This is a genomic window from uncultured Pigmentiphaga sp. (genome assembly GCF_937950555.1).
In the GTDB taxonomy this organism is placed as follows: Bacteria; Pseudomonadota; Gammaproteobacteria; order Burkholderiales; family Burkholderiaceae_B; genus Pigmentiphaga.
The window spans coordinates 21,716-46,120 of record NZ_CALFCW010000018.1; the positions used below are offsets into that span (position 1 = coordinate 21,716).

Here is a 24,405-nt window from a genome sequence, read left to right on the forward strand (position 1 = left end):
CCGCAAGAGGTATAGCATGCAGGCAATCATCGGGGGAACGGGGCTTTACCAGCTGACGGGGCTCGTCGTGACGCGTCGGCAGGTCGTGCGGACCCCTTACGGCGAACCTTCGGGGGCGCTGACCTACGGTCGCATCGATGGCGGGCCGGAAATCGTCTTCCTGGCGCGCCACGGCTACGGCCATACCCTGGCTCCCCATCGCATCAACTATCGCGCGAATATCTGGGCGCTGCACGAGGTCGGCGTGCGACGCGTCGTGTCCGTCGCCACGGTGGGCGGCATCGCCCCCCATTTGTCCGCGGGGGCGATCGTCGTGCCGGACCAGATCATCGACTACACCACGGACCGGCCGCGTACCTTCTTCGACGGGGAAGACCAGCCCGTCACCCACGTTGACATGACCCAGCCCTATGGGGCCGCCATGCGCCGTGACCTGCTCGCGGCGGCGCAGGCTTGCGGCATCGAGGTGGTCGACGGCGGTGTCTACGGCTGCACGCCCGGGCCGCGCCTGGAAACCGCCGCCGAGATCCGCCGCATGGCGCGCGACGGCTGCGACATGGTCGGCATGACCGGCATGCCGGAAGCGGCACTGGCGCGCGAACTGGAATTGGACTATGCGGCACTATGCCTGGTTACCAACGACGCCGCCGGCAAAGGGGCGAGCGTGGACCAGATTTCGGTGGAAGGCATGCACGTGGTGGTCGAAGACAGCATGAAAAACGTGCATCGCATCCTGGCAGAGCTGGTGAGCGGCCGCTGTTCGGCCAGCGGGGGAGCCTAGCACGCCGGCCCGGCGGGGCCGGCGGTTACCGCATTAGTTCAACAGGCCTTCGGCCTTGAGGGCGGCCTGCACGGCGGGACGCTGGGCGATGCGCTCGCGGAAGGCGACGATCGACGGCCAGCGCGAGAGGTCGATGTTCAGGCGGGGCGCCCAGCCCGTGGTCACGAACAGGTAGATGTCGGCCACCGAGAAGCCGCTGGGCAGCAGGTATTCGCGCTTGGACAGCTGGCTTTCGACGTAATCCAGCCGGGTCGCCAGGATCTGCTTGAAGACCTCCTTGGCGTCGTCAGAAATCGGCTTGAACATCGGCGAGAAGCCTTTGTGGATTTCGGTGGAGATGAAGACTAGCCAGCTTTGCAGCTCATAGCGCTCGGGGCTGGCGGGCGGCGGCGCCAGCTTGCGCTCGGGCACGCGGTCGGCGAGGTATTGCAGCAGGACGGCCAGCTCGGTCATGACCACGCCGGGGCTCACCTCCAGCGCGGGGACGTAGCCCTTGGGATTGATCTGGCGATAGTCCTGGCCGCTCTCGGTGACCTTGGCCTTGAGGTCGACTTTCTCCCAGGTGAAGTCGATGCCGGCTTCGCGCAGTGTGATGTGTGGCGCTTGGGAGCAAGCGCCGGGCGTGTAGTAGAGCTTCATGGTGTCGTGGTTCTCCTCGTGGAAAGCGCCTATTCTCTCACTGCCGCACGGCAAGTGTGTGTCGCGGACACAACCGGGCCCGGCGCTTCCTCACCGCATGGCATGTGGCCGCAAGGACCCCTCGAGCTCGGATTCGTCGTACAGCTCCACCGGCACCGGGTCCACTTTCCAAATCTTTTCTGCATACTCCCGTATGCTGCGGTCCGACGAGAACTTGCCCGAGCGCGCCGTATTCAGGATCGACATGCGCGTCCAGGCGTCCGTGTCGCGGTAGGCCTGCGCTACCAGGTCCTGGCACTCGATGTAAGACTGGTAGTCGGCCAGCAGCATGTACGGATCGTGGTACAGCAGGTTGTCCACCAGCGGGCGGAATAGACCGGCGTCGCCGCGGGAAAAGAATCCGCTGCGGATCAGGTCGATGCAGGTGCGCAGCTCGCTGTGGCTGTGGTAGTAGTCGGAGGGCTGGTAGCCAGCGTCCCGGAGCGCCTGCACTTCTTCGGCGGTATGCCCGAACAGGAAAAAGTTCTCCGGGCCGACCTGCTCGCGCAGTTCGATGTTGGCCCCGTCCATGGTGCCGATGGTCAACGCGCCGTTCATCGCAAACTTCATGTTGCCCGTCCCGGAGGCCTCCTTGCCTGCCAGCGAAATCTGTTCCGAGAGGTCGGCGGCGGGGTAGATGCACTGGCCGAGCGTGACGTTGAAGTTGGGGATGAAGACCACCTTGAGCAGGTCGTGTACGTCGGGATCGTGATTGATGACGTCGCCCACGGAAGTAATGAGCTTGATCATCAATTTGGCCATGTGGTAACCGGGCGCGGCTTTTCCACCGAAGATGAAAGTGCGCGGCTGCAGGTCCCGCGCGCGCCCGGACTTCAGGCGATGGTATAGCGTCACGATGTGCAGCACGGCCAGGTGCTGGCGCTTGTACTCGTGGATGCGCTTGACCAGCACGTCGAACATGGAATCCGGGTTGACCTGCACGCCCGTCCGCCGCTGGATCAGCGCGGCAAGGTCCGCCTTGTTGGCCCGCTTGACGGCACGCCACGCTTGGCGGAACGACTCATCGTCGATGTGATTTTCGATCTGCCGGATGCGCGGGAGGTCCGTCACCCAGGCGTCGCCGATGGTGCGGGTCACCAGCTCCGTCAGCCGCGGGTTGCTCAGCACGAGCCAGCGGCGGGGCGTCACGCCGTTGGTGATGTTATGGAACTTCTCCGGCCACATCTCGTAGAAGTCCTTGAGCACGCCTTTCTTGAGCAGTTCCGAATGCAGTTCCGCGACGCCGTTGATGGCATGGCTGCCCACGCAGGCCAGGTGCGCCATGCGCACGTAGCGCTCGCCAGTCTCGTCGATCAGCGAGAGCCGCGCGATGCGCGATTCATCCCCCAGGAAGTGAATGCGCACGTCATTGAGGAAGCGCGCATTGATCTCGTAGATGATTTCCAGGTGGCGCGGCAGGATGCGCTGGAATAGCGGCAAGGGCCAGCGTTCCAGGGCCTCCGGCAGCAGGGTATGGTTGGTGTAGGAAAAGGTGCGCGTGGTGATGTTCCAGGCTTGCTCCCAAGGCAGCAGGTGCTCGTCGACCAGCAGCCGCATGAGTTCGGCGATGGCGATGGCGGGATGGGTGTCGTTGAGCTGGATGGCGAATTTCTCGTGGAAGGTCGTGATCGAGCCGCCGCGCACGAGGTGGATGCGGATCATGTCTTGCAACGAACACGACACGAAGAAGTATTGCTGCTCCAGCCGCAGTTCCTTGCCCTGCGTGGTTTCGTCGTTGGGGTAGAGCACCTTGGTCAGGTTTTCGGACGTGACCTTCTTGCTGACGGCGCCCAGGTAGTCCCCCCGGTTGAATACGGAGAAATCGAACGATTCCGTTGCCTCCGCGCGCCATAGCCGCAGGGTATTGGTGGTGTTGACGTGGTAGCCCGGGATGGGCGAATCGTACGGGACGCCGACCACGGTTTTCTCGGGCACCCAGCGGACGCGGAAATGGCCGGCGTCGTCGGTGTATTGCTCGGTATGGCCTCCCAATTTGATCTCCACCGCCCATTCGGCGCGCTGGATCTCCCAAGGGTTGCCATAGCGCAGCCATTTGTCGGTCTTTTCGACCTGCCAGCCGTCGATGATGGCTTGGAAGAAAATGCCGTACTCGTAGCGAATCCCGTAGCCGAACGCCGGGATCTGCTGGGTCGCCAGCGAATCCAGGAAGCACGCGGCCAGCCGGCCCAGGCCGCCGTTGCCCAGTCCCGGCTCTTCTTCCTGGCGCAGGATCTCGTTGTAGTCGAGTTCCAGCTCCTCGAGCGCCTCGCGCACGCGGTCGGCCAAGCCGAGGTTGATGAGGTGGTTGCCCAGGTGCGGGCCCATCAGGAACTCTGCCGACAGATAAGCCACCATGCGCGGCGCCGTTCGGTTGTACTGCGCCGTGCTGCTGATCCAGCGGTGCAGGCTGCGGTCCCGTATGGTGTGGGCCAGGGCGACGTAAAAGTCGTTCTTGCCCGAGATCTTGGGAAACTTGCCTATCGTGTAGAACAGGTGGTCGAAAAAGGCGCGCTTGAGGCTTTCTTTGGAAAAGGAAGTCCGATCGTCGTCGGGGGGCGATTGTGGTGCGGATGCGGACACGTGCTGGGCTCCCATTGTTGCGGCGCTCCGCGGCGCGGGGCATGCCGCCTAGCGCCGGAGCGCGGGCGAAGTGCCGCGGCGGCCCCTCGGGGCCACCGCGCCGGGCAATGCAAGCCTATTGTTGCTATCGAGCAGCGCATCGCGCAAGCCGCATTTTCAATTCGTTAAGCCTGTGTGGCCTGTGTGCGGCGGCATACGATTGGCTACTTCAGCGCCTCGAGCAGGTCCTGTTCGAACTGGATCTGGCTGCGCGAGTTGTCTAGGGCGGATCCGTCGATCAAGAAGGTGTCTTCGACGCGCTCGCCCAGGGTCATCACCTTCGCCGTCCTCAGGTTGATGCCGTGCTTGGCGAAGGTCCGGGCGATGGCGTGCAGCAGGCCGGTGCGGTCCGAGGCGGTGACGCTCAATATCCACGACTGGCCGCGCTCGTCAGGCTGTAGCTCGATGGTCGGCGTAATGGGGAACATCCGCGACTGGCGCGACTGCCGGGGCCCGAGCGGAACGGCCTGGGTGGCCGAAGTCGGGCCGCCCGCCGGCGCGGCCAGCCTTTCGGCCAGTTCGTGTTCGACCAAGCTAAGCAGCGCGCGCTGCTCGCTGGGCGTGCCCGGGGCCAGCAGGATGAAGCTGTCCAAGGCCCAGCCGTGGCGGGTCGTATAAATCCGGGCGTCCTGGATGCTGAGCCGGCGTTCGTCGAAGTAGCCGCACATGCGCGCGAAAAGATCGGGCTGGTCTTTGACGTAGACCATGACCTGCAGGCCTTCGCCTATGGTTGCCACGCGCGCCCGCACGACAGGCGTTTCGCTGTTGACCTTGTTGTACAGGTGGCGGGTCTGCCAGGCGATGTCCTGGGCTTCGTGGCGCAGGAAATAGGCCACGTCCAGCTGCTTCCAGAGGGCTTGGTGCGCATCTTCCGTGAGGCCGGCGAGCCGCAGCGCCCCCAGCGCCTCTTCCTTGCGCTTCTCCAGCACCGCACCCGGGTCCGGCACCTCGCCGCCGAGCGCCTGCCGGGTTTTCAAGTACAGGTCTTCGAGCAGCTTGCCTTTCCAGGCATTCCAGACCTTGGGGCTGGTGCCGCGGATGTCCGCCACGGTGAGCAGGTAGAGCGCCGTGAGGCGGCGCGTGTCTCCCACGAGCTGGGCGAAGTCTTGGATGACGCGCGGGTCGCTGAGGTCTTTCTTCTGGGCCACCGAGGAAAGCGTCAGGTGATGGCGGACCAGGAACTCCAGCAATTCCGCATCGGATTTCTCCAGGCCGTGCTCGCGCGCGAACTTCCGCGCTTCGACCGCGCCCAGTTCGGAGTGGTCGCCCCCGCGCCCCTTGGCGATGTCGTGGAAGAGGGCGGCCGCATACAGGATCCAATGGCGGTCGAAGTTGGCGATGAGCTGGCTGCAGAAGGGGTATTCGTGCGCGTGTTCCGGCATCGTGAAGCGGCGCAGGTTGCGCACCACCATCAGGATGTGCTGGTCCACGGTGTAGGCGTGGAAGAGGTCGTGCTGCATCTGCCCGACGATGCGGCGGAAGGGAAGCAGGTAGCGAGGCAGGATGCTGAGGTCGTTCATGCGCCGCAGTTCGTGCACGATGCCCCGCGGTTGCTGCAGGATGGACAGGAACAAGTGCCGGTTGACCGGGTTGCGGCGGAACTGGGCGTCGATGCGCCGCCGGGCGTGCCAGATGGCGCGCAGCATCCTCGCCGACATCCCCTTGAGCTCCGCATGCTGCTGCATGACCAGGAAGGCGCGCAGCAGCAGCGTGGGATTGCGTTCGAAGGCGTCGTCGCGGTACATGTCTAGCCGCTCGCGCACGATGCGGAAGTCCTCGTCGATGGGCTGGGCCTCCTCGCCCTCGCGCGGGAACAGGCGCTCCTCGAGGTTCTGGACAAGGATGGTGTTGAGCTGCGTGACCAGCTTGGCGGCCCAGTAATAGCGCTGCATCAGGACTTCGCTGGGCCGGCGGGTGCCGCCCTCGGGGATGCCATACACCTTGGCCATCGCAGGCTGGACGTCGAATACCAGCCGGTCTTCTCGCCGGCCGGTGAGTAGGTGCAGCTCGATCCGCAGGCGCTTGAAGGCTTGTTCGGCACGGCGCAGGTGGCGCGCCTCGTCAGCGGTAAGCAGCCCGGCGCGCGCGACCTGGTTCCAGGTCTTGCCGAAGCCGGCGGCGCGGGCCATCCACAGGATGACCTGCAAGTCGCGCAGCCCGCCGGGCGATTCCTTGCAGTTGGGCTCGAGGGCATACGGCGTATCGTGGTACTTGGTATGCCGCTGCTGCATCTCCAGCTGCTTGTCATGGAAGAAGGCGCATTTGTCCAGCCGCTTGCGCATGGCCGCTTCGAACTGCCGCATCAGGGCCCGGCTACCCGCCAAGAAGCGGGCTTCCAAGAGCGCCGTTTCCACGGTGATGTCCTTGTCCGCTTCCGCCATGCACTCATCGACGGTGCGCGCGCTGTGCCCGGGTTCCAGCCCGATGTCCCACAGCGCGGTGATCAACGCGCCGATGCGTGCCTCGTCTTCCTCCGTCGGCGCCTGGCGCAGCAGGATCAGCACGTCAACATCGGAATGGGGGTAGAGCTCCCCGCGGCCGTAGCCGCCCACGGCCGCCAGCGCGGCACCCTCGGGCAGGGGATGACGCTCGAGCAGGGCCACCAGGGTGCGGTCGACGATCCGCCGCAATTCCGTTAGCAGGGCGTCCGGGCGCAGGTTGGCGCGATAGTTGGCGATGGCGCGTTCGCGCGCCGCGCGCATGGCGTTGCGCAGGTCCTGGAGCCCGTCCATGGCGGGCGAAGTCAGCTGGGCGGTAGACATGGTCGCTGGCGGAAGTGGGCGTATCAGGCCGCTTGGGCGGTGACGAAGGCGGGCGGGGCCGGCATGCCGGGCGAGACGGTCAGGATCTCGTAACCGGTGTCCGTCACCAGCACGGTGTGCTCCCATTGCGCCGAAAGGCTGTGGTCGCGCGTCACGATCGTCCAGCCATCGGCCAGCTCGCGGATTTCCCGCCGGCCGGCGTTGATCATGGGTTCGATGGTGAAGATCATGCCGGCTTGCAACTCGACGCCCGTGCCGGGCTTGCCATAGTGCAGGACCTGCGGATCCTCATGGAACACCTTGCCTATGCCATGGCCGCAGAATTCCCGGACCACGCTGTAACCGTGCTTCTCCGCGTGCTTCTGGATGGCGTGGCCGATGTCTCCCAGGTGGGCGCCGGGCTTGACCTGCTCGATGCCCAGCCACATGCACTCATACGTGACCTCGGATAGCCGGCGGGCGAGGAGGGAGGGCTCGCCTACGAAGAACATCCGGCTCGTGTCGCCGTGCCAGCCGTCTTTGATGATGGTGACGTCGATGTTGAGGGAGTCCCCATTCTTGAGGACCTTGTTCCCGGGAATCCCGTGGCAGACTTGATGGTTGACCGAGGTGCAGATCGCGCCGGTGAAGGGCGGGTAGCCCGGCGGGGCATAGCCGATGGTGGCGGATTTGACGTGCAGCACGTCCGTCATGTATTCCAGGCACAATCGGTCCAGTTCCCCGGTGGTGACGCCGGGCTTGACGTACGGAGCGATGAAATCGAGGACTTTGGCGGCATCCTGGCAGGCCGCACGCATTTTTTCGATTTCCTCGGCTGTCTTGATGGTGATACTCATGCTCTCTCAGGTTTGTTGCGGTGCGGCAACCTTCCCGGTGGGAGGCGGGGAGGCGGCCCCGAGCCGTCGACGACGGTCGAATCGGCGGCCAAGCTCATTCACCGTGGTGTCATCATAGCGCTCTTGGCCGCGGCGCCGGCATCGTGAGAAACCGTGGGAAAGGCGCCGGCCCGGCGCCGATCTTTGCATCGATTTGTAACCGTTGGGTGGCGTATGCCGGGTGGCCGCGGTGCGGGCGTGGTGCCCTGGCTTGAGCAGGTGGGTCGGAAAATAGTAGAATTATAGGCTTTCTTTGATTTTGGAAGCCTTGCTTTGGCGCCTCATAGGTGTTGGCCGAGGTGTTGGCCGAGGTGTTGGCCGGTTGGCCGCGTAGGTCACCCAGCAGGCTGCTGAGGCAAGTTTTATCAACAGCGCGCCGTGTCGTCCAGGGTGCCGGGCGGAATGTTCGCCGGGTGCTGATGCGGTGCAAGACCTAACCCTCGGAGTCAATATGTCCGTTAGCATGCGCGAAATGCTGGAAGCCGGTGTCCACTTCGGCCACCAAACCCGCTTCTGGAACCCCAAGATGGCCCCCTACATCTTCGGCCATCGGAACAAAATCCACATCATCAACCTCGAGAAGACGCTGGTCATGTACCAGGAGGCGCTCAAGTTCGTGCGCCAGCTGGCTGCCCGCAACGGCACCATCCTGTTCGTCAGCACCAAGCGCGCTGCTCGCGAAATCATCGCCGAGGAAGCCCAGCGTTGCGGCATGCCTTACGTGGACAGCCGTTGGCTCGGTGGCATGTTGACCAACTTCAAGACGGTCAAGACCTCCATCAAGCGCCTGAAGGACATGGAGGCCATGCAGGCCGAAGGCGCCCTCGAGCGCATGAGCAAGAAAGAAGCGCTGATGTTCCAGCGTGAGCTCGAAAAGCTGAACAAGTCCATCGGCGGCATCAAGGACATGAACGGCCTGCCGGACGCGATCTTCATCATCGACGTCGGCTATCACAAAATTGCCGTCAGCGAAGCCAAAGCGCTTAACATTCCCGTTGTCGGCGTGGTCGACACCAACCACTCGCCCGATGGCGTGGCCCACGTCATCCCCGGCAACGACGATTCGTCCAAGGCGATCGCCCTGTACGCGCGCGGCGTCGCCGACGCTGTGCTGGAAGGTCGCGAGCAGGCCCTGCAAGGCGTGGTCGATGCGGTGTCCGAAGGCGACGACGAGTTCGTGGAAGTCGAGGAGTCTTGATCTTCCCTGCGCGTAGCGCCTAGGGGGTGGGCTTCTTCCCCCCTCTGCCGATTGTCTGAAGGGGCCTAGCGCCCCTTCTTTTTAGTCAAACCATTAATTTTCGCCGCGCTCCGGCGGCGGAAAAAGTCAGGAGTAATCATGGCCGCAATTACCGCAGCAATGGTCAAGGAACTGCGCGAGAAGACCGACGCCCCCATGATGGAGTGCAAGAAGGCGCTGACCGAGGCCGACGGCGATATGGCGAAAGCCGAGGAAATCCTGCGCGTCAAGCTGGGCAGCAAGGCCAGCAAAGCCGCCGCCCGCGTCACGGCCGAGGGGCTGGTTGCGCTGTACGTGACCGACGACGCCAAGACCGGCGTTGCCCTCGAGGTCAACAGCGAAACCGACTTCGTGGCCAAGAATGACGACTTCGTGCGCTTCACCAACGAAGTCGCCGAGCTGATCGCCAAGGCCGCGCCTGCCGACGTCGCCGCGCTGGCGGAACTGCCGTTCCGCGACGGCACGGTGGAAAGCGTGCGCACCGGCCTGGTGGGCAAGATCGGCGAGAACATCAGCATCCGCCGCTTCACGCGCATCGTCACCGAGAACAAGCTGGCCCAGTACGTGCACGGCGGCCGCATCGGCGTGCTGGTCGAGTACAGCGGCGACGACGTCCTGGGCAAGGACATCGCCATGCACGTGGCGGCGACCAAGCCCAAGGCGCTCGACGCTTCGGGCGTGTCGCAGGAAGACATCCAGCGCGAGCGCTCGGTGGCCGAACAGAAGGCGGCCGAGTCCGGCAAGCCTGCCGAGATCGTTGCCAAGATGGTCGAAGGCTCGATCCAGAAGTACCTGAAAGAGGTTACGCTGTTGTCGCAGCCGTTCGTCAAAGACGACAAGCAAACGGTGCAGCAGGTGCTCAAGGCCAAGAACACGACGGTTCACCAGTTCGTGCTGTACGTCGTCGGCGAAGGCATCGAGAAGAAGGTCACCGACTTCGCCGCCGAAGTGGCGGCCCAGGCCGCTGCGGCCAAGGGCTGATTTCTTGGCCTGTCCGTCCCGGCTAGCATAGGCGCAAGCGCCTGCCGGCCGGGGCCGGCTTGGGGAGCGGAAGGCATCTGTTCCGTTCCGGGCCAGCGAGTTTCGGGCGTCGCAGTTCGAGGCGCGGGGATGGTTCCAATCCAGCGCGCCCCAGAGGCGTCGTGCGGCCGCTGGCGGCAGTTCCCGTCCGTCGCGGTAGGCGGACGGTTTCGCATCAAGAGGAATGCCGGGCGCCCCGGGCTTCCTCCGCCCCTTGCCGGGGCGTTCGCCGATGTGCGAGCAGGGGCTGGAATGCCTGATAGGCCGATTGCGCGGGAGCATGTATGACGGTAGAAATAAACGCATCTGAAGCAAGAACGGGGGCGTACAGGCGTGTACTGCTCAAGCTGTCGGGCGAAGCCCTCATGGGCGACGATGCGTTTGGTATCAACCGCACGACCATCGGCCGCATGGTGGAAGAAATCGCCGAAGTGGCCGGCCTGGGCGTGGAACTGGCGATCGTGATCGGCGGCGGCAATATTTTCCGCGGCGTCGCGCCCGGCGCCCAAGGCATGGACCGCGCCACGGCAGATTACATGGGCATGATGGCCACCATCATGAATTCGCTGGCGCTACAGGATGCGCTCAAGCGCCGCGGCGTGGATGCACGCGTCCAGTCTGCGCTCACTATCGAGCAGGTGGTCGAGCCTTATATCCGCCCCAAGGCCCTGCGTTACCTCGAAGAGGGCAAGGTCGTCATCTTCGCGGCCGGCACGGGGAATCCGTTTTTCACCACCGATACGGCGGCCGCCCTGCGCGGCGCCGAGATCGGTGCCGAGATCGTATTGAAGGCAACCAAGGTCGACGGCATCTACACGGCGGATCCCAAGAAGGATCCCACCGCCACCCGTTACAGCCGCATCAGCTTCGACGAAGCCATCGTCCGCCGGCTGGAGGTGATGGACGCCACGGCGTTCGCCCTGTGCCGAGACCAGAAGCTGCCGATCAAGGTATTTTCGATCAACAAGCCCGGCGCCTTGCGGCGCGTCGTTTCCGGCGACGACGAGGGCACGCTGGTTCACGTTTGATCGATATTCGCATTTAGGAGACCGCAATGAGCGCTTCCGACGTCAAGAAAACCGCCGAGACGAAGATGGGCAAGTCCATCGAGACTCTCAAGGCCAGTCTGGCGAAGATCCGCACGGGCCGTGCCCATGCCGGCATCCTGGACCACATCCAGGTCGAGTATTACGGTTCCATGGTGCCGCTGAGCCAAGTCGCCAGCGTGAGCGTGCTGGACGCCCGCACCCTCAGCGTCCAGCCCTGGGAAAAGAAGATGGCCGCGGTGGTCGAAAAAGCGATCCGCGAATCCGACCTCGGCCTGAATCCGCAGTCCATGGGTGAGCTGATCCGCGTGCCGATGCCGCCGCTTACGGAAGAGCGCCGCCGCGAGCTGACCAAGGTGGTCAAGGCCGAAGGCGAGGATGCCAAGGTTGCGGTGCGCAACCTGCGGCGCGATGCCAATGAGCAGCTCAAGCGGCTGGTCAAGGAAAAGGCCATCTCCGAAGACGAAGAGCGCCGTTCGCAAGACGACGTCCAGAAGCTGACCGACCGTTTCGTGGCCGAAATTGATAAGCTGGTGGCGCAGAAAGAAGCGGAGATCATGACGGTTTAATGCCGCCCATGTTCAACCGCCGCCCCCCGGGCTTTCCATTATCCGATCAGAGGGCCCGCAGGCGGCCTACGGAGCTTATATGGTCCTAAGTTCCACCCTCGGCGTTCCTCATACCGACGCCGTGCCCAGGCACGTGGCAATCATTATGGACGGCAATGGGCGCTGGGCGACCCAGCGCTTTCTCCCGCGCGTGGCCGGTCATAAGAAAGGCGTCGATGCGGTCCGCGCCGTGGTGGAAGCCTGCGCCGTCCGGGGGGTCGAGTTCCTCACGCTGTTCGCCTTCAGTTCCGAGAATTGGCGCCGTCCGGCGGACGAAGTGTCCCTGCTGATGCACTTGTTCGTGCATGCGCTCGAGCGGGAGGTGACCCGCCTCGCGCGCAACGGCATCCGGCTGAAGGTCGTGGGCGACACCAGCGTGTTCGAGCCGCGCCTGCAGGAGCTCATTGCCGATGCCGAGGCGCGCACGCGCGACAACGACCGCCTGACGCTGACCATCGCCGCCAACTACGGCGGCCGCTGGGATATCCTCCAAGCCATGCGCCGGCTGATCACGGAACGCCCCGAGTTGGCGCAGCACCCGGAGCGCATCGACGAAGCGGCGTTGACGCCGTATCTGTCGATGTCCTATGCGCCCGAACCCGACCTGTTCATCCGCACGGGCGGCGAGCAGCGGATCTCCAACTTCCTGATCTGGCAGCTCGCGTATACGGAGCTCTATTTCACCGACTGCTACTGGCCCGACTTCGACGCCGAACAGCTCGATTTGGCCTGCAAGTCCTATCGCAACCGCGAACGCCGTTTCGGGCGCACCAGCGCGCAGGTGCGTGCGCCCGAGGCCGCCGCGACGACGTCCACGCCGAACGGCAACGGCTGACCTTCATGCTCGGACAACGCATCGCCACCGCCGCCGTCCTGCTGCTCATCCTGGTTGGCGCGCTGTCGCTTTCCGACCCACGGCCCTTCGAGCTGCTCATGGCGCTGTTCGTGGGCTGCGCCTTGTGGGAATGGTGGCGGCTCACGCTTGCCCGCCGGGGGGAGGCCGCTGGCCCCTGCGTGCCGGCGATCCTGGCCGGCGCAGCGCTCGGCACGGCGTTGGCTGCCTGGCGCGGGCTCGGCGGTGGCGGCGATCTCACCGCCGATGCCGGCGGGGCTGCCTGGATCGGGCTTTGGGTCGCGGTTTCCCTAGTCTGGGTTTTCGTGCTGGTGCCCATGCTGTTTCGCGCCAGCGCGCAGGCCGAGCCCCGGAACCCGTGGCTCACGGCGCTGGCGCCGTTCGCCCTGCTGGCGGCCTGGTCAGCCTTGGCCACGGCTTTCGGGCGCGGCGTCGTGTTCCTGTTGACCCTCATGGCGCTGGTGTGGGTGGCCGACATCGCTGCCTATTTCGTCGGGCGAGCGCTCGGCAAGCACAAGCTGGCGCCCCATATCAGCCCGGGCAAGACCCGCGAGGGAGCGGTCGGCGGAATCGTGTGCGCCGTGGCGTTCGTGTTGGCCTGCGCCGTCTTTCCCGGCACCTTCGGGGCGGCACTGGTGGCGCGCTGGGGGTGGGGGGGGACCTTCGCCCTGGCCGTGGTGCTGGCGGCGCTGTCCATCGCCGGGGATTTGTTCGAATCGCTGATCAAGCGCCGCGCCGGCGTCAAAGATTCCAGCGGCCTGCTGCCCGGCCACGGCGGGGTGCTCGATCGGATCGACGCCCTGATCCCGGTGCTGCCGCTCGCTGTATTGCTGTCATGACTCGTCGTACCGTCACCATACTCGGCGCCACGGGCTCCATCGGCGTGAGCACGCTGGACGTCATCGCCCGCCATCCGCAGCGCTACCGCGTCCATGCGCTCAGCGCCCATACCCGCATGGACCGGCTCGCCGAGCAGGCGGCGGCCTGCCGCGCCGCAGTGGTCGTGGTGTCCGACGATGCGGCGCGCGACCGTTTCGTGCAAGCCTGGCGGGGTGGGGCGCCCATGCCGGAAATCCGGGTCGGCGCCCAGGCCTTGGTCGAGACTGCTGCCGATCCGGCCAGCGACACGGTCATGGCCGCCATCGTGGGGGCCGCGGGACTGCCTTCGGCCTTGGCGGCCGCACGCGCGGGCAAGCGCGTGCTCCTGGCCAACAAGGAAGCGCTGGTGGTGGCCGGAAGGCTGTTCATGGACGCCGTGCGGGAGAGCGGGGCCGAGCTCCTGCCGATCGACAGCGAGCACAACGCCATTTTCCAATGCCTGCCACACGGCACGCGGGCCAATGGGGCGCAGCAATCCGCGCCGGGCGTGCGCAGGCTGTTGCTGACCGCCTCGGGCGGGCCCTTCAGGACCCGTCCGCTGGCAGAACTGGCCAGCGTGACGCCGGAGCAGGCCTGCGCCCACCCCAACTGGTCCATGGGCCGCAAGATCTCGGTCGATTCGGCCACCATGCTCAACAAGGGCTTGGAAGTCATCGAGGCGCATTGGTTGTTCTCCATGCCGCCTGATCGCATCGACGTGTTGATCCATCCCCAGAGCGTCGTTCATTCCATGGTGGAATACGACGACGGGTCGGTCTTGGCGCAGCTCGGCCAGCCGGACATGCGCACGCCCATCGCCTACGGGCTGGCTTTCCCCGAGCGCATCGCCGCCGGCGTCGGGCCGCTCGACCTCGCCCGGCTCGGCCGGCTGGACTTCGAGGCGCCCGATTTCGCGCGTTTTCCCTGCCTGCGGCTGGCGTTCGAGGCGCTGCGCGCGGGGCAGGGTGCCTGCGTGGCCTTGAATGCCGCCAACGAAGTAGCGGTGGAGGCCTTCCTCCAGGGGGCGGCGCCGTATACGGCCATCGCGGCTATCATCGATACGGTGTTGCAGGCGCAGGAGCAAACCGGCGGCCGGTTGGACAGCCTGGAAGGGCTGCTGGACCTGGACCGCGAAGCGCGGATGCGGGCCCGGGAAGCACTGCGACGTGCTGCGGGCGCGTAGGCGAGGGTTGCTCTAGGTGGGCTCGCCGCTCGCGCAAGTGGGTCGCGCGGCGTTTACCCCATAATCCTGTCATGTCCGCTTACCGGAATCACCCGTTCCGTCCGGCCACCCAGGCGCGGTTCGGTGTTAAATCGTCGGTTCGGTGCGCGAGGCGCGACGCCGAAGCAAGGAGGCTTGCATGTTGTTGACCTTGGCGGCTTTCGCCGTCGCATTGGGCATCCTGGTCGTCATCCACGAGCTTGGCCACTATCTGGTCGCGCGCGCATGCGGCGTGCGTATCCTGCGGTTTTCCGTCGGTTTCGGCAAGGTGCTGTGCAAGCGGACCGACCGCCATGGCACCGAGTGGGCGTTGTCCGCCATTCCGCTGGGCGGCTACGTGAAGATGCTGGACGAACGGGAAGGGACGGTCGCGCCCGAGGAGCGCAGCCGCTCCTTCAACGCACAGCCCGTGGGCAAGCGCATCGCCATCGTGGCGGCGGGCCCGGTGTTCAACCTTGCGCTCGCGGCGCTCTTGTATGCAGCGCTGAACATGATGGGGGTCAAGGAGCCCGCTCCCGTGCTCGGCGCGCCGCCGGCGGGCTCGCCAGCGGCCGTCGCCGGCGTGGAGGCGGGCGACCGGATCCTGGCCGTCGATGGCAGCGAGGTGAAGACCTGGAGCGACGCACGCTGGCTGCTGCTCAAGAGCCTGACGGACAAGCGGCGGGCCGCCATCGAGGTGCAGGCCGCGTCGGGCGAGCGCCGCCTGCGCACGGTCGATTTCTCGGGCGCCGAGCTGGGCCAGATGGAGGGGGACCTCCTGGGCAGGGAGGGATTCGCGCTGGCCGCCCCCCGGCCTGTCGTGCGCGGCGTGCTGCCCGATAGCGCCGCGGCCCAGGCGGGGCTGCAGGCCGGAGACCGCATCGTCGGCGCCGGCGGCAAGGCCGACCTGTCGGCGTCCGAGCTCATCGGGTTGATCCAGGAGCATCCTGGCCAGCCCCTCAGGCTGGCGATCATGCGCGGCGACACGCGCCTGTCCGTCGACGTGCTTCCCCGGGAAGAGCGGCAGCCGGACGGCAGGGTGATCGGGCGCATCGGGGCCCAGATCGGAGGCGACGTGCAGCTCATCACGGTGCGCCACGGGCCCTTGGCAAGCCTCTGGATGGGAGTGGAGCGCACGGCCGACGTATCGTGGTTCTCGCTGCGCATGCTCGGCAAGATGGTGGTGGGGAGCGTTTCCCTGAGCAACCTGAGCGGCCCGGTCACCATCGCCGACTATGCCGGGCAGACCGCCCGCATGGGCCTGGAGGCGTACATCGCCTTTCTCGCCCTGGTCAGCGTCAGCCTCGGCGTGCTCAATCTCCTGCCCATTCCGATGTTGGACGGTGGGCACCTGCTGTATTATCTCGTCGAGATCATCCGGGGCAGTCCGCCGCCGGAACGCTGGATGGAAGTGGGGCAGCGAGCCGGTTTCGGCATCCTGATGGTGCTGATGGCCGTTGCCTTATTCAACGACTTTACGCGACTGCTGACCTAAGATAAATGAGCGCCGTCTTTCCCACCGTCCTTGCGTCTCGAGCCGGTGCTGGCGGGGCCGGGACGCGCCGCACGCCGCTCTTTCGCATTTCACCCCATTAAAGAAACTCCGGGATTACGCATGACCAATCGCACCCGGCGCATGCCGCGTCTGCTGTCCATTTTGCTGGCCATGGCAGTCACCCCCCTGGCCCACGCCTTCGAGCCTTTCATCGTCCGCGACATCCGTGTGGAAGGCATCCAGCGAACCGAGGCCGGAACGGTGTTCGGATACCTGCCGGTCAAAGTGGGCGAGCGCTTCACTGAAGAGCAGGCCACCCAGGCGGTGCGCGCCCTGTACGGCACGGGTTTTTTCCGCGACGTGCGGATCGAAGTCGAGGACGACGTGGTGGTGGTCATCGTCGACGAACGGCCGGCCATCGCTTCCATTTCATTCAACGGCATGCGCGAGTTCGAATCGGCCAACGTGTTGAAGTCGCTCGCCGAAGTAGGCTTCGCGGAAGCCCGCATCTTCGACCGCGCCTTGCTTGAACGCGCCGAGCAGGAACTCAAGCGCCAGTACTTGGCGCGCGGCAAGTACTCCGTCGAAATCGTGTCGACCGTTACGCCGCTCGAGCGCAACCGCGTGGGCATTACCTTCGATATCTTCGAGGGCGAGGTGGCCAAGATCGCCGGCATCAAGATCATCGGTGCCAAGGCCATTCCCGAGAGCGAGCTGCTCGACCAGATGCAGCTGACGACACCGGGCTGGCTGACGTGGTACACCAAGGCCGACCAATATTCGCGGCAAAAGCTACAAGGCGACATCGAAACCCTGCGCTCGTACTACATGAACCGCGGCTACCTCGAGTTCAACGTCGATGCGCCGCAGGTCACCATTTCGCCCGACCGCAAGGACATCTTCATCACGCTCTCGATCACCGAAGGCGAGAAATACACGGTCGGCGACGTCAAGCTTGCCGGCGACTTGCTGGGGCTCGACGAAGAACTGAACAAGCTGATCGTAGTCAAGCCCGGCGAAACGTTCTCGGCCGAGAGGGTGAACGCGTCGAGCAAGGCCATCAACGATTACCTCGGCAAGCTCGGCTACGCCTTCAGCAACGTGAATGCCGCGCCGCAGGTCGACCGCGAGAAGAAAACCGCATCCATCACCTTCTTCGTCGACCCGAACCGCCGCGTTTATGTGCGCCGCGTCAACATCGGCGGCAATACGCGCACCCGCGATGTCGTCATCCGGCGGGAAATGCGCCAGCTCGAGGCCGCGTGGTACGACGCCGGCAAGATCCAGCTTTCGCGCGACCGGATCGACCGCCTCGGCTACTTCCAGGATATTGCGATCGAAACCTCGCCGGTGCCGGGCACGCCCGACCAAGTCGACGTCAACGTCAACGTGCAGGAAAAGCCCACCGGCATGATCAACCTGGGCGCTGGGTTCAGCAGTACCGACAAGATCGTGTTGTCCGCGGGCATCAACCAGGACAACATCTTCGGCAGTGGCACCACGGCGGGCCTGGAGCTCAATACGGGTAAAACCTACCGTACCATCGCGGTGACGCAAACCAATCCGTACTTCACGCAGGACGGCATCAGCCGGTCCACGAGCGTGTATTACCGGACCCTGCGGCCGCTCTCGATCAACACGGGCGACTACCGCATCAAGACCATGGGTGCGAGCCTGACCTTCGGGGTGCCGTTTACGGAAACCCAGCGCGTGTTCTTCGGCGCCGCGCTCGAAGCCAACGACATCGACATCTACGAAAGCAGTCCGCAGCGTTACATCGATTACGTCAACACCTTCGGCGCACGCAGCAACGCCGTCATCTTCTCGGTGGGCTGGAGCAACGACCTGCGCGACAGCGCCCTAGCGCCCACGCGCGGCACGTACCAGCGGGCGGCCGGCGAAACGTCGCTGTTCGGCGACCTGCGCTATTACAAGGCGAGCTACCAACACCAATACTACTGGCCCATCTCGCGCAGCCTGACGCTGGCGCTCAACGGCCAGGTGGATTACGGCAAGGGCTTCGGCGGGCGCCCGTATCCGCTGCTCAAGAACGTCTACGCCGGTGGCATCGGGTCGGTGCGGGGCTTCGACGGCGGCTCGCTCGGCCCGCGCGACAGCAAGAACGGCGACAGCCTGGGTGGCGCCAAGCGCGTGATCGCGAACGCGGAACTGCTGCTGCCGTTCCCCGGCACCCAGCAGGACCGCACCTTGCGCTGGTTCGTGTTCGCCGACGCGGGTAACGTCTATTCCGACGAAGAAAGCATCAACCTCGGCCAACTGCGCTATTCCGCGGGCATCGGCCTGAGCTGGCAGTCCCCGATCGGGCCGCTCAAGATCTCCTTCGGCAAGGCCCTCAACGCCAAGCCACAGGACAGGACGCAGATGTTCCAGTTCCAGATCGGGACGGGATTCTGATGCCTGGCGGGCGGCCGCGGCGCCGCCCGTGGTCGTTTTCTGCTACAACCAATTACTGCCCGGGGCGCCGTCGCTTGCCCGGGGCTGCGCCATTAGTGGCAAAATACAAGACTACCTTCCTAGCGAGAAATAAATGATCCGCATGTTTTCGACATCTGCTGCCAATCTGACCGCCTCCTCTGCAGTCAAGAGTGCCGGCCGGGTGCTGGCGGCGTTGGTGCTCTCAAGTGCCGCTGTCGGCGCGGCTCATGCCCAAGCATCCCAGGCTCCGATCAAGATCGGCTTCGTCAACACCGAGCGCATTTTCCGCGACGCAGCGCCGGCCAAGGCCGCCCAGGCGAAGATCGAGGCCGATTTCAAGAAGCGCGACGCCGAGCTGCAAGACATGGCGAATCGCCTGCGCACCCTGTCCGAGCAGCTCGACAAAGACAGCGCCGTCCTGTCGGAGTCCGACCGGATCCGCCGCCAGCGTGAATTGAGCGACCTCGACAAGGACTTCCAGCGCAAGCGCCGCGAGTTCCAGGAAGACTTGAACCAGCGCCGCAACGAAGAGCTCTCGCAGATCCTGGAGCGCGCCAACCGCGTGATCAAGCAGATCGCCGAGCAAGAGAATTACGACTTGATCTTCCAGGAAGCCGTTGTCGTGAGTCCGCGCGTAGACATCACCGACAAGGTCCTCAAGGCGTTGAACAACGGCGCGAAGTAATTGCGCCGCTGTTCTCCGATTTCGTCCGCGCGAGCTCCGCATGCCTATCCTGCTTGATACGACCAACGCTCCGGTACTGCAGAGGCTGCTCGACGAAACCGATACCAGCGGCTTGACGTGGACGATCGAGCCGGGCGGGGCGCAGGCGCTTCCCCCCGGGGAAATCCGGGTCGCGGGCATTGCCAATCTCGAGCGCGCGGGCCCGCAGGAAATCAGTTTCGTCGCCAATCCGCGGTATCAATCGCAGTTGACCGACGCGCGCGCGGCGGCAGTCTTGGTCACTCCGGAGGTCGCGCAAGCCTACCGCGAATCGCTGCGCGAAGCCGGGCGCCTCGACCATGCGCTCACGCTCGTCGTCTGCAATTCACCCTACCTGATGTTCGCGCGGATAGGGCAGTGGTTCGACAAGCAGATCCACCCCCAGCCGCCAGGCAGCATTCACCCTTCGGCGGTCGTTGATCCCGGCGCCGAGGTCGATCCGAGCGCGCACGTCGGCCCGCTGGCGGTCATCGAAAAAGGCGCGCAGGTCGGCCCGCGCGCGCGCATCGGCGCCGGTTGCTACGTGGGCGAAGGGTGCCGCATCGGCGCCGATTCCGTGCTGCATCCCCGCGTCACCCTGTATCGCGGCGTGGTCATGGGCGCCCGGTGCATCATCCTGTCGGGCGCTGTGATCGGCGAAGATGGCTTTGGCTTTGCGCCAGACCCATCGCGCGCCAAGGGCGCGTGGTGCAAGATTCCCCAATTCGGCGGCGTGCGCATCGGCGACGACGTCGAAATCGGCGCCAACACCACGATCGACCGCGGTGCCCTGGACGACACCGTGATCGGCAATGGCGTCAAGATCGATAACCAGATCATGATCGGCCATAACTGCCAGATCGGAGACCACACCGCCATGGCAGCATGTGTCGGCATCGCCGGGTCGACTACCATCGGGCAGCGCTGCTCCATCGGCGGTGCGGCTATGATCGGGGGGCATTTGAAGATCGGCGACGACGTATTCATCTCGGCGGCCACGCCAGTGCACAGCAACATCGACAAGCCCGGGCAGTACACCGGCTTCTTCCCGATGACCGAACACGCCCAATGGGAGCGGAACGCGGTCGCGGTGCGGCACTTGGCGACGATGGCCAAGCGGATCAAGGCGCTGGAAAAAAAATAAAGGCGAGCGGGCGTATCCGGCCCGCCTGCCCGTCAATGATTGGAAATCTCTATGGAAATGGACATCAAGGGGATACTCGATCATTTGCCGCATCGTTACCCGATGCTGCTCATCGATCGGGTCGTCGACGTCAAGCCCGGCGAATCGATTCGCGCGATCAAGAACGTATCGATCAACGAACCGTTCTTTACGGGCCATTTCCCGCACCACCCCGTGATGCCCGGCGTGCTGATCCTGGAAGCCATGGCCCAGGCGGCAGCGATCACGTCGTTTACCGCGGCAGGCAAGAAGCCTGACGACCACACCGTGTACTACTTCGTCGGCATCGACGGCGCCCGTTTCAAGCGGCCCGTGGTGCCGGGTGACCAGCTCAGCATCGAAGTCGAGGTCGAACGTACCGCGCGCGGCATCTGGAAGTACAACGGCAAGGCGACGGTCGAAGGGCAAATCGCGGCCGAAGCCAGCCTGATGTGCACCATGCGCGTGCTCGAGTCTTGACGGAAAGGTCCCGTGGCGAGGATACATCCCACCGCTATCGTCGATCCGGCCGCGCAGCTGGATGACACGGTTACCGTAGGCCCGTTCAGCATCATCGGGCCGCACGTCCGCATCGGCGCCGATACCGAAATCGGCCCGCATTGCGTCATCGACGGCCATACGACGATCGGCCGCCGCAATCGTTTCTTTGCGTCCTGCTCCATCGGCGCACCGCCGCAGGACAAAAAGTACGCCGGCGAGCCGACCCGCCTGGAAATCGGCGACGACAATACGATACGCGAGTGCTGCACCATCAACACCGGAACCGTGCAGGACGCCGGCGTCACGCGCCTGGGCAATGACAACTGGATCATGGCCTACGTGCACGTGGCGCACGACTGCCAGCTCGGGAGCCACATCATCCTGGCCAACGGCACGCAGCTGGCCGGGCACGTGCACATCGGCGACTACGTCATCCTGGGCGGCATGACGGGCGTGCACCAATTCGTGAAGATCGGCGCGCACGCCATGACGGGCGTCCATGCCACGCTGCTGCAAGACCTGCCGCCCTTCGTCACCTGCGCCGGTAGTCCCGCGCGCCCGGTCGGCATCAACGCTGAAGGGCTCAGGCGCCGCCAGTTCACGCCGGCCCAGATTTCGGGCCTGCGCGCCGCCTACAAGACCTTGTATCGGCAGGGCCTGACCTTGGACGAAGCGCGCGCCGCGCTCCAAGCGAAGCGGGCCGAATCGCCTGAACTCGAATCGTCGCTGTCGATGCTGCTGGACTTCCTCGATACCGCCACCCGCGGTATCGTGCGTTGACGGAGGCCGGCGTGCCGGTCGAAGATCGGCTGTCCATCGGCATGGTGGCGGGCGAGCCCTCGGGCGACCTGCTCGCCGCCACCGTCGTGCAGGCCCTGCGCGACCGCGCCCCCGGTTGCGTGCTGTCGGGCATAGGCGGCCCCCAGATGCTGGCCCACGGCTTCGACGCCTGGTATCCCATGCAGAAACTGGCCGTCAACGGCTACGCCGACGTCCTGGCGCACCTGCCCGAGCTGCTGGCCATCCGGCGCACCATCCGAGACCGCTGGCTGGCAGAGCGTCCGGCGGCCTTCGTCGGCGTCGATGCGCCCGATTTCAACTTCTCGCTGGAGCAGGCCTTGCGCGAGGGCGGCATTCCCACCGTGCATTTCATCGGGCCGTCGCTTTGGGCCTGGCGCGGGGAGCGCATCCACAAGATCCGCAAGGCGGTGTCGCACATGCTGGTTGTATTTCCGTTCGAGGAGCGGATTTATCGCGATGCGGGCGTGCCCGTGACCTACGTCGGCCATCCGCTGGCACGGGCCGTCGAGCGCGTGCCCGACCGCGCCGGGGCGCGGGCCCGCCTGGGCATTGAGCAAGATGCCAGGGTGCTGGCCGTGATGCCCGGCAGCCGCGCGGGCGAGGTGCGGCACCTCTCGTCGCGCTTTTTGCAAGCGGCCAGGCTGTTGCAGCTGCGGGATCCCGGCTTGCAGCTCTGGGCGCCTATGGCCAATGCCGAGCGCGAGCGCGAATTCCTCGCCCACGCGGCGGGCGTGGCCGGATTGCAGAACCTGCATACCGTCGTGGGCGGCACGCACGACGTCCTGGCTGCGTGCAACGCGGTGCTGGTGGCCAGCGGCACGGCCACGCTGGAAGCAGCGCTTTTCAAGCGGCCGATGGTGATTTCCTACGTGCTGCCACGCCTTTCCTGGTGGATCATGCGCCGGCAGGCCTACCTGCCCTGGGTCGGCCTGCCCAACATCCTGTGCCGGGACACCGTCGTGCCGGAGCTGCTCCAGGACGAGGCCACGCCCCGGGCGCTGGCCGACGCCGCCTGGAAGGCGCTCACCGACGAGGCCGCGATCCAGCGGCTGGAGGCGCGCTTCACGGCCTTGCACGACGAATTGGTGCGCGATACGCCGGCCCTGGCGAGCCAGGCCATCCTGGAGGTTGCGGGACGTGGGTGAGAAGGGTTGGGTGCAGACCGATTTTGGTTGGGCCGCGGTCGATTCGGCCGGCGCCGACCTGCTCCAGACGATAGACGCTGCCGCCCTGCGCGCGATGCGGATCGCGGGCGTGGACGAAGCAGGGCGGGGGCCGCTGGCTGGGCCGGTGTATGCCGCGGCGGTCGTGCTCGATCCGGATCGTCCCATCGAAGGGCTGAACGACTCCAAGGCGCTCTCAGAGCGCGCACGCGACGCGCTGGCGCCGCAGATACGCGAGCGGGCGCTGGCGTGGTGCGTGGCGAGCGTGAGCGTCGAAGAAATCGACCGGTTGAACATCCTCAACGCCACCATGCTGGCCATGCGCCGCGCCGTCGAGGGCCTGGGGCTCGCGCCCGACCTGGTACAGGTCGACGGCAACCGGGCGCCGGCGCTGACCTGCCGCGTGCAGACTGTGATCGGGGGCGACGCCCTCGTGCCCGCCATTTCCGCGGCCTCCATCCTGGCCAAGACGGCGCGCGACGCCGAGCTGCTCCGGCTGCACGAAATCTATCCCATGTACGGCTTTGACCGGCACAAAGGGTACGGGACCCCCGATCACTTGCGCTGCCTGGTCGAACACGGGCCGTGTCCGGAACACCGGCGCAGCTTCGAACCGGTGCGGCAGGCCCTGGCCGCGCGGGGCATGCCGGCCCCAGATGCCGCGGCGCGGGCCGAGCCCGCCGCCGCGCCGGGCCTGCTCTGGACCGACTTGGAGGCGCCGCCGGCCCGGGCGCGCACGCGCCGCCGCGCCGAAAGGCGGCGCGATGAACGCGAACCCGGAGCGGGGGAACGCTCATGAAACGCATCGCCTCGCGCGACAACGCCCTGTTCAAGTCGCTGCGCAAGCTGGCACAGAGCTCGCAGGCGCGGCGCCTGGCTGGCACGTCCTTGCTCGAGGGCGTGCACCTGTGCCAAGCCTACCTGGAATGGCAGGGGCTGCCTCGGCAGGCGGTATTCGATGCCCAGCGCCTGGAGGGCGAGCGCGCCAACCCCGAAATCCAGGCCTTGCGCGAGGCGATCCCCGCCGAACGACAGGTTTGGCTCGAGGGCAACCTGATCGGGGACCTCGAGCACGTGCCGGCAGGGCAGGGTGTCGTCTTCGTCATCGATACCCCCGCGCCGCCGCTGCCCGAGCGGATCGGGGAAAGCTGCGTGCTGCTCGATCGGGTCCAAGATCCCGGCAATGTCGGCTCCATCCTGCGCACCTGCGCGGCCGCCGGTGTGCGGCACGTCTTCTTGTCCGACGAAACCGCCTTTGCCTGGTCGCCCAAGGTGTTGCGGTCCGGCCAGGGGGCGCATTTCGCCTTGACCATTTATGAGCGGGTCGACCTGGCCGGGTTGCTGCCGCGCCTAGACGTGCCCTTGGTCGCCACGACGCTGGACGATGCGGTAGATCTCTACCAGGCCGCGTTGCCGCGGCACTGCGCCTGGGTATTTGGCAACGAAGGGCAAGGCGTGAGCCCCGGGCTGCAGGCTGCCGCCGCCTTGCGGACGCGGATTCCCCAGGCGCCGGGCGCCGAATCGCTCAACGTCGGGGCGGCGGTGGCAGTGTGCCTGTTCGAGCACCGGCGGCGGCACCTGTACGCCTAGCGGTGCTTCAGTCTTC

At 65.6% G+C, this 24,405-nt stretch carries 21 protein-coding genes; 17 read left to right on the top strand and 4 right to left on the bottom strand.

Annotated elements, in window-relative coordinates:
• Positions 1 to 16 precede the first annotated feature (16 nt).
• Positions 17 to 781: an S-methyl-5'-thioinosine phosphorylase gene (locus Q0319_RS03045; protein ID WP_296463303.1), complete on the top strand. Its 765-nt coding sequence runs from the start codon at positions 17 to 19 to the stop codon at positions 779 to 781.
• Positions 782 to 814: 33 nt separating this feature from the next.
• Here the strand turns inward: Q0319_RS03045 and gstA are convergent, their stop codons facing one another.
• The 4 genes from gstA to map all read right to left on the bottom strand — a co-directional run bounded on the left by gstA (position 815) and on the right by map (position 7,676).
• Positions 815 to 1,420, bottom strand: a complete 606-nt coding sequence (gstA, locus tag Q0319_RS03050) for a glutathione transferase GstA (RefSeq protein WP_296463305.1) — start codon at positions 1,418 to 1,420, stop codon at positions 815 to 817.
• Positions 1,421 to 1,510: 90 nt separating this feature from the next.
• Positions 1,511 to 4,039, bottom strand: a complete 2,529-nt coding sequence (locus Q0319_RS03055; protein WP_296463307.1) for a glycogen/starch/alpha-glucan phosphorylase — start codon at positions 4,037 to 4,039, stop codon at positions 1,511 to 1,513.
• A gap of 203 nt (positions 4,040 to 4,242) precedes the next feature.
• Positions 4,243 to 6,840 (bottom strand): [protein-PII] uridylyltransferase, encoded by a 2,598-nt coding sequence (locus tag Q0319_RS03060; RefSeq protein ID WP_296463308.1) that lies wholly within the window; start codon positions 6,838 to 6,840, stop codon positions 4,243 to 4,245.
• 23 nt (positions 6,841 to 6,863) lie between these two features.
• Positions 6,864 to 7,676: a type I methionyl aminopeptidase gene (map, locus tag Q0319_RS03065; RefSeq protein ID WP_296463309.1), complete on the bottom strand. Its 813-nt coding sequence runs from the start codon at positions 7,674 to 7,676 to the stop codon at positions 6,864 to 6,866.
• A gap of 490 nt (positions 7,677 to 8,166) precedes the next feature.
• On the opposite strand from map, the gene rpsB reads away from it, so the two are divergent.
• The 16 genes from rpsB to Q0319_RS03145 all read left to right on the top strand — a co-directional run bounded on the left by rpsB (position 8,167) and on the right by Q0319_RS03145 (position 24,389).
• Positions 8,167 to 8,913: a 30S ribosomal protein S2 gene (gene rpsB, locus Q0319_RS03070; RefSeq protein WP_296463312.1), complete on the top strand. Its 747-nt coding sequence runs from the start codon at positions 8,167 to 8,169 to the stop codon at positions 8,911 to 8,913.
• Positions 8,914 to 9,051: 138 nt separating this feature from the next.
• A complete protein-coding gene (gene tsf, locus Q0319_RS03075; protein ID WP_296463314.1) occupies positions 9,052 to 9,933 on the top strand; it encodes a translation elongation factor Ts in 882 nt (293 codons plus the stop codon).
• A 323-nt stretch (positions 9,934 to 10,256) separates the two neighbouring features.
• Positions 10,257 to 11,000, top strand: a complete 744-nt coding sequence (gene pyrH, locus Q0319_RS03080; protein ID WP_296463317.1) for a UMP kinase — start codon at positions 10,257 to 10,259, stop codon at positions 10,998 to 11,000.
• Between the two features lie 26 nt (positions 11,001 to 11,026).
• Positions 11,027 to 11,587: a ribosome recycling factor gene (gene frr, locus Q0319_RS03085; RefSeq protein WP_296463320.1), complete on the top strand. Its 561-nt coding sequence runs from the start codon at positions 11,027 to 11,029 to the stop codon at positions 11,585 to 11,587.
• 79 nt (positions 11,588 to 11,666) lie between these two features.
• Complete coding sequence (gene uppS, locus Q0319_RS03090; protein ID WP_296463323.1) at positions 11,667 to 12,461, top strand: polyprenyl diphosphate synthase; 795 nt, start codon at positions 11,667 to 11,669, stop codon at positions 12,459 to 12,461.
• A 5-nt stretch (positions 12,462 to 12,466) separates the two neighbouring features.
• Positions 12,467 to 13,318, top strand: coding sequence for a phosphatidate cytidylyltransferase (locus Q0319_RS03095; RefSeq protein WP_299450813.1), 852 nt, complete (start codon positions 12,467 to 12,469; stop codon positions 13,316 to 13,318).
• Complete coding sequence (ispC, locus tag Q0319_RS03100) at positions 13,315 to 14,520, top strand: 1-deoxy-D-xylulose-5-phosphate reductoisomerase (RefSeq protein WP_296464303.1); 1,206 nt, start codon at positions 13,315 to 13,317, stop codon at positions 14,518 to 14,520. The genes Q0319_RS03095 and ispC overlap by 4 nt, the downstream gene beginning before the upstream one ends.
• A gap of 178 nt (positions 14,521 to 14,698) precedes the next feature.
• On the top strand, positions 14,699 to 16,033 hold the full coding sequence (gene rseP, locus Q0319_RS03105) for an RIP metalloprotease RseP (RefSeq protein ID WP_296464308.1): 1,335 nt from the start codon (positions 14,699 to 14,701) through the stop codon (positions 16,031 to 16,033).
• Positions 16,034 to 16,204: 171 nt separating this feature from the next.
• Positions 16,205 to 18,448: an outer membrane protein assembly factor BamA gene (bamA, locus tag Q0319_RS03110; protein ID WP_296464369.1), complete on the top strand. Its 2,244-nt coding sequence runs from the start codon at positions 16,205 to 16,207 to the stop codon at positions 18,446 to 18,448.
• 142 nt (positions 18,449 to 18,590) lie between these two features.
• On the top strand, positions 18,591 to 19,154 hold the full coding sequence (locus Q0319_RS03115; protein ID WP_296464312.1) for an OmpH family outer membrane protein: 564 nt from the start codon (positions 18,591 to 18,593) through the stop codon (positions 19,152 to 19,154).
• 40 nt (positions 19,155 to 19,194) lie between these two features.
• Positions 19,195 to 20,316 (top strand): UDP-3-O-(3-hydroxymyristoyl)glucosamine N-acyltransferase, encoded by a 1,122-nt coding sequence (lpxD, locus tag Q0319_RS03120; RefSeq protein WP_296464317.1) that lies wholly within the window; start codon positions 19,195 to 19,197, stop codon positions 20,314 to 20,316.
• 51 nt (positions 20,317 to 20,367) lie between these two features.
• Positions 20,368 to 20,814: a 3-hydroxyacyl-ACP dehydratase FabZ gene (gene fabZ, locus Q0319_RS03125; protein WP_296464320.1), complete on the top strand. Its 447-nt coding sequence runs from the start codon at positions 20,368 to 20,370 to the stop codon at positions 20,812 to 20,814.
• A gap of 12 nt (positions 20,815 to 20,826) precedes the next feature.
• Positions 20,827 to 21,615 (top strand): acyl-ACP--UDP-N-acetylglucosamine O-acyltransferase, encoded by a 789-nt coding sequence (gene lpxA, locus Q0319_RS03130; protein ID WP_296464323.1) that lies wholly within the window; start codon positions 20,827 to 20,829, stop codon positions 21,613 to 21,615.
• A gap of 41 nt (positions 21,616 to 21,656) precedes the next feature.
• Positions 21,657 to 22,781 carry a lipid-A-disaccharide synthase gene (gene lpxB, locus Q0319_RS03135; protein ID WP_299450835.1) on the top strand — a complete coding sequence of 375 codons (1,125 nt, stop codon included), beginning with the start codon at positions 21,657 to 21,659 and terminating at the stop codon, positions 22,779 to 22,781.
• A 94-nt stretch (positions 22,782 to 22,875) separates the two neighbouring features.
• Positions 22,876 to 23,598: a ribonuclease HII gene (gene rnhB / locus Q0319_RS03140; protein ID WP_296464378.1), complete on the top strand. Its 723-nt coding sequence runs from the start codon at positions 22,876 to 22,878 to the stop codon at positions 23,596 to 23,598.
• On the top strand, positions 23,595 to 24,389 hold the full coding sequence (locus tag Q0319_RS03145; RefSeq protein WP_299450817.1) for an RNA methyltransferase: 795 nt from the start codon (positions 23,595 to 23,597) through the stop codon (positions 24,387 to 24,389). Before rnhB ends, Q0319_RS03145 begins: the two co-directional genes overlap by 4 nt.
• The last annotated feature ends 16 nt before the right edge of the window (positions 24,390 to 24,405 follow it).

Coding starts and splice junctions, on each gene's coding strand:
- map (WP_296463309.1), bottom strand. CDS start 7,676: ATGAGTATCACCATCAAGACAGCCGAGGAAATCGAAAAAATGCGTGCG.
- rseP (WP_296464308.1), top strand. CDS start 14,699: ATGTTGTTGACCTTGGCGGCTTTCGCCGTCGCATTGGGCATCCTGGTC.
- rnhB (WP_296464378.1), top strand. CDS start 22,876: ATGCGGATCGCGGGCGTGGACGAAGCAGGGCGGGGGCCGCTGGCTGGG.
- pyrH (WP_296463317.1), top strand. CDS start 10,257: ATGACGGTAGAAATAAACGCATCTGAAGCAAGAACGGGGGCGTACAGG.
- Q0319_RS03115 (WP_296464312.1), top strand. CDS start 18,591: ATGTTTTCGACATCTGCTGCCAATCTGACCGCCTCCTCTGCAGTCAAG.
- ispC (WP_296464303.1), top strand. CDS start 13,315: ATGACTCGTCGTACCGTCACCATACTCGGCGCCACGGGCTCCATCGGC.
- gstA (WP_296463305.1), bottom strand. CDS start 1,420: ATGAAGCTCTACTACACGCCCGGCGCTTGCTCCCAAGCGCCACACATC.
- Q0319_RS03095 (WP_299450813.1), top strand. CDS start 12,467: ATGCTCGGACAACGCATCGCCACCGCCGCCGTCCTGCTGCTCATCCTG.
- uppS (WP_296463323.1), top strand. CDS start 11,667: ATGGTCCTAAGTTCCACCCTCGGCGTTCCTCATACCGACGCCGTGCCC.
- Q0319_RS03145 (WP_299450817.1), top strand. CDS start 23,595: ATGAAACGCATCGCCTCGCGCGACAACGCCCTGTTCAAGTCGCTGCGC.
- rpsB (WP_296463312.1), top strand. CDS start 8,167: ATGTCCGTTAGCATGCGCGAAATGCTGGAAGCCGGTGTCCACTTCGGC.
- Q0319_RS03045 (WP_296463303.1), top strand. CDS start 17: ATGCAGGCAATCATCGGGGGAACGGGGCTTTACCAGCTGACGGGGCTC.
- Q0319_RS03060 (WP_296463308.1), bottom strand. CDS start 6,840: ATGTCTACCGCCCAGCTGACTTCGCCCGCCATGGACGGGCTCCAGGAC.
- bamA (WP_296464369.1), top strand. CDS start 16,205: ATGGCAGTCACCCCCCTGGCCCACGCCTTCGAGCCTTTCATCGTCCGC.
- tsf (WP_296463314.1), top strand. CDS start 9,052: ATGGCCGCAATTACCGCAGCAATGGTCAAGGAACTGCGCGAGAAGACC.
- lpxD (WP_296464317.1), top strand. CDS start 19,195: ATGCCTATCCTGCTTGATACGACCAACGCTCCGGTACTGCAGAGGCTG.
- fabZ (WP_296464320.1), top strand. CDS start 20,368: ATGGAAATGGACATCAAGGGGATACTCGATCATTTGCCGCATCGTTAC.
- lpxB (WP_299450835.1), top strand. CDS start 21,657: ATGGTGGCGGGCGAGCCCTCGGGCGACCTGCTCGCCGCCACCGTCGTG.
- frr (WP_296463320.1), top strand. CDS start 11,027: ATGAGCGCTTCCGACGTCAAGAAAACCGCCGAGACGAAGATGGGCAAG.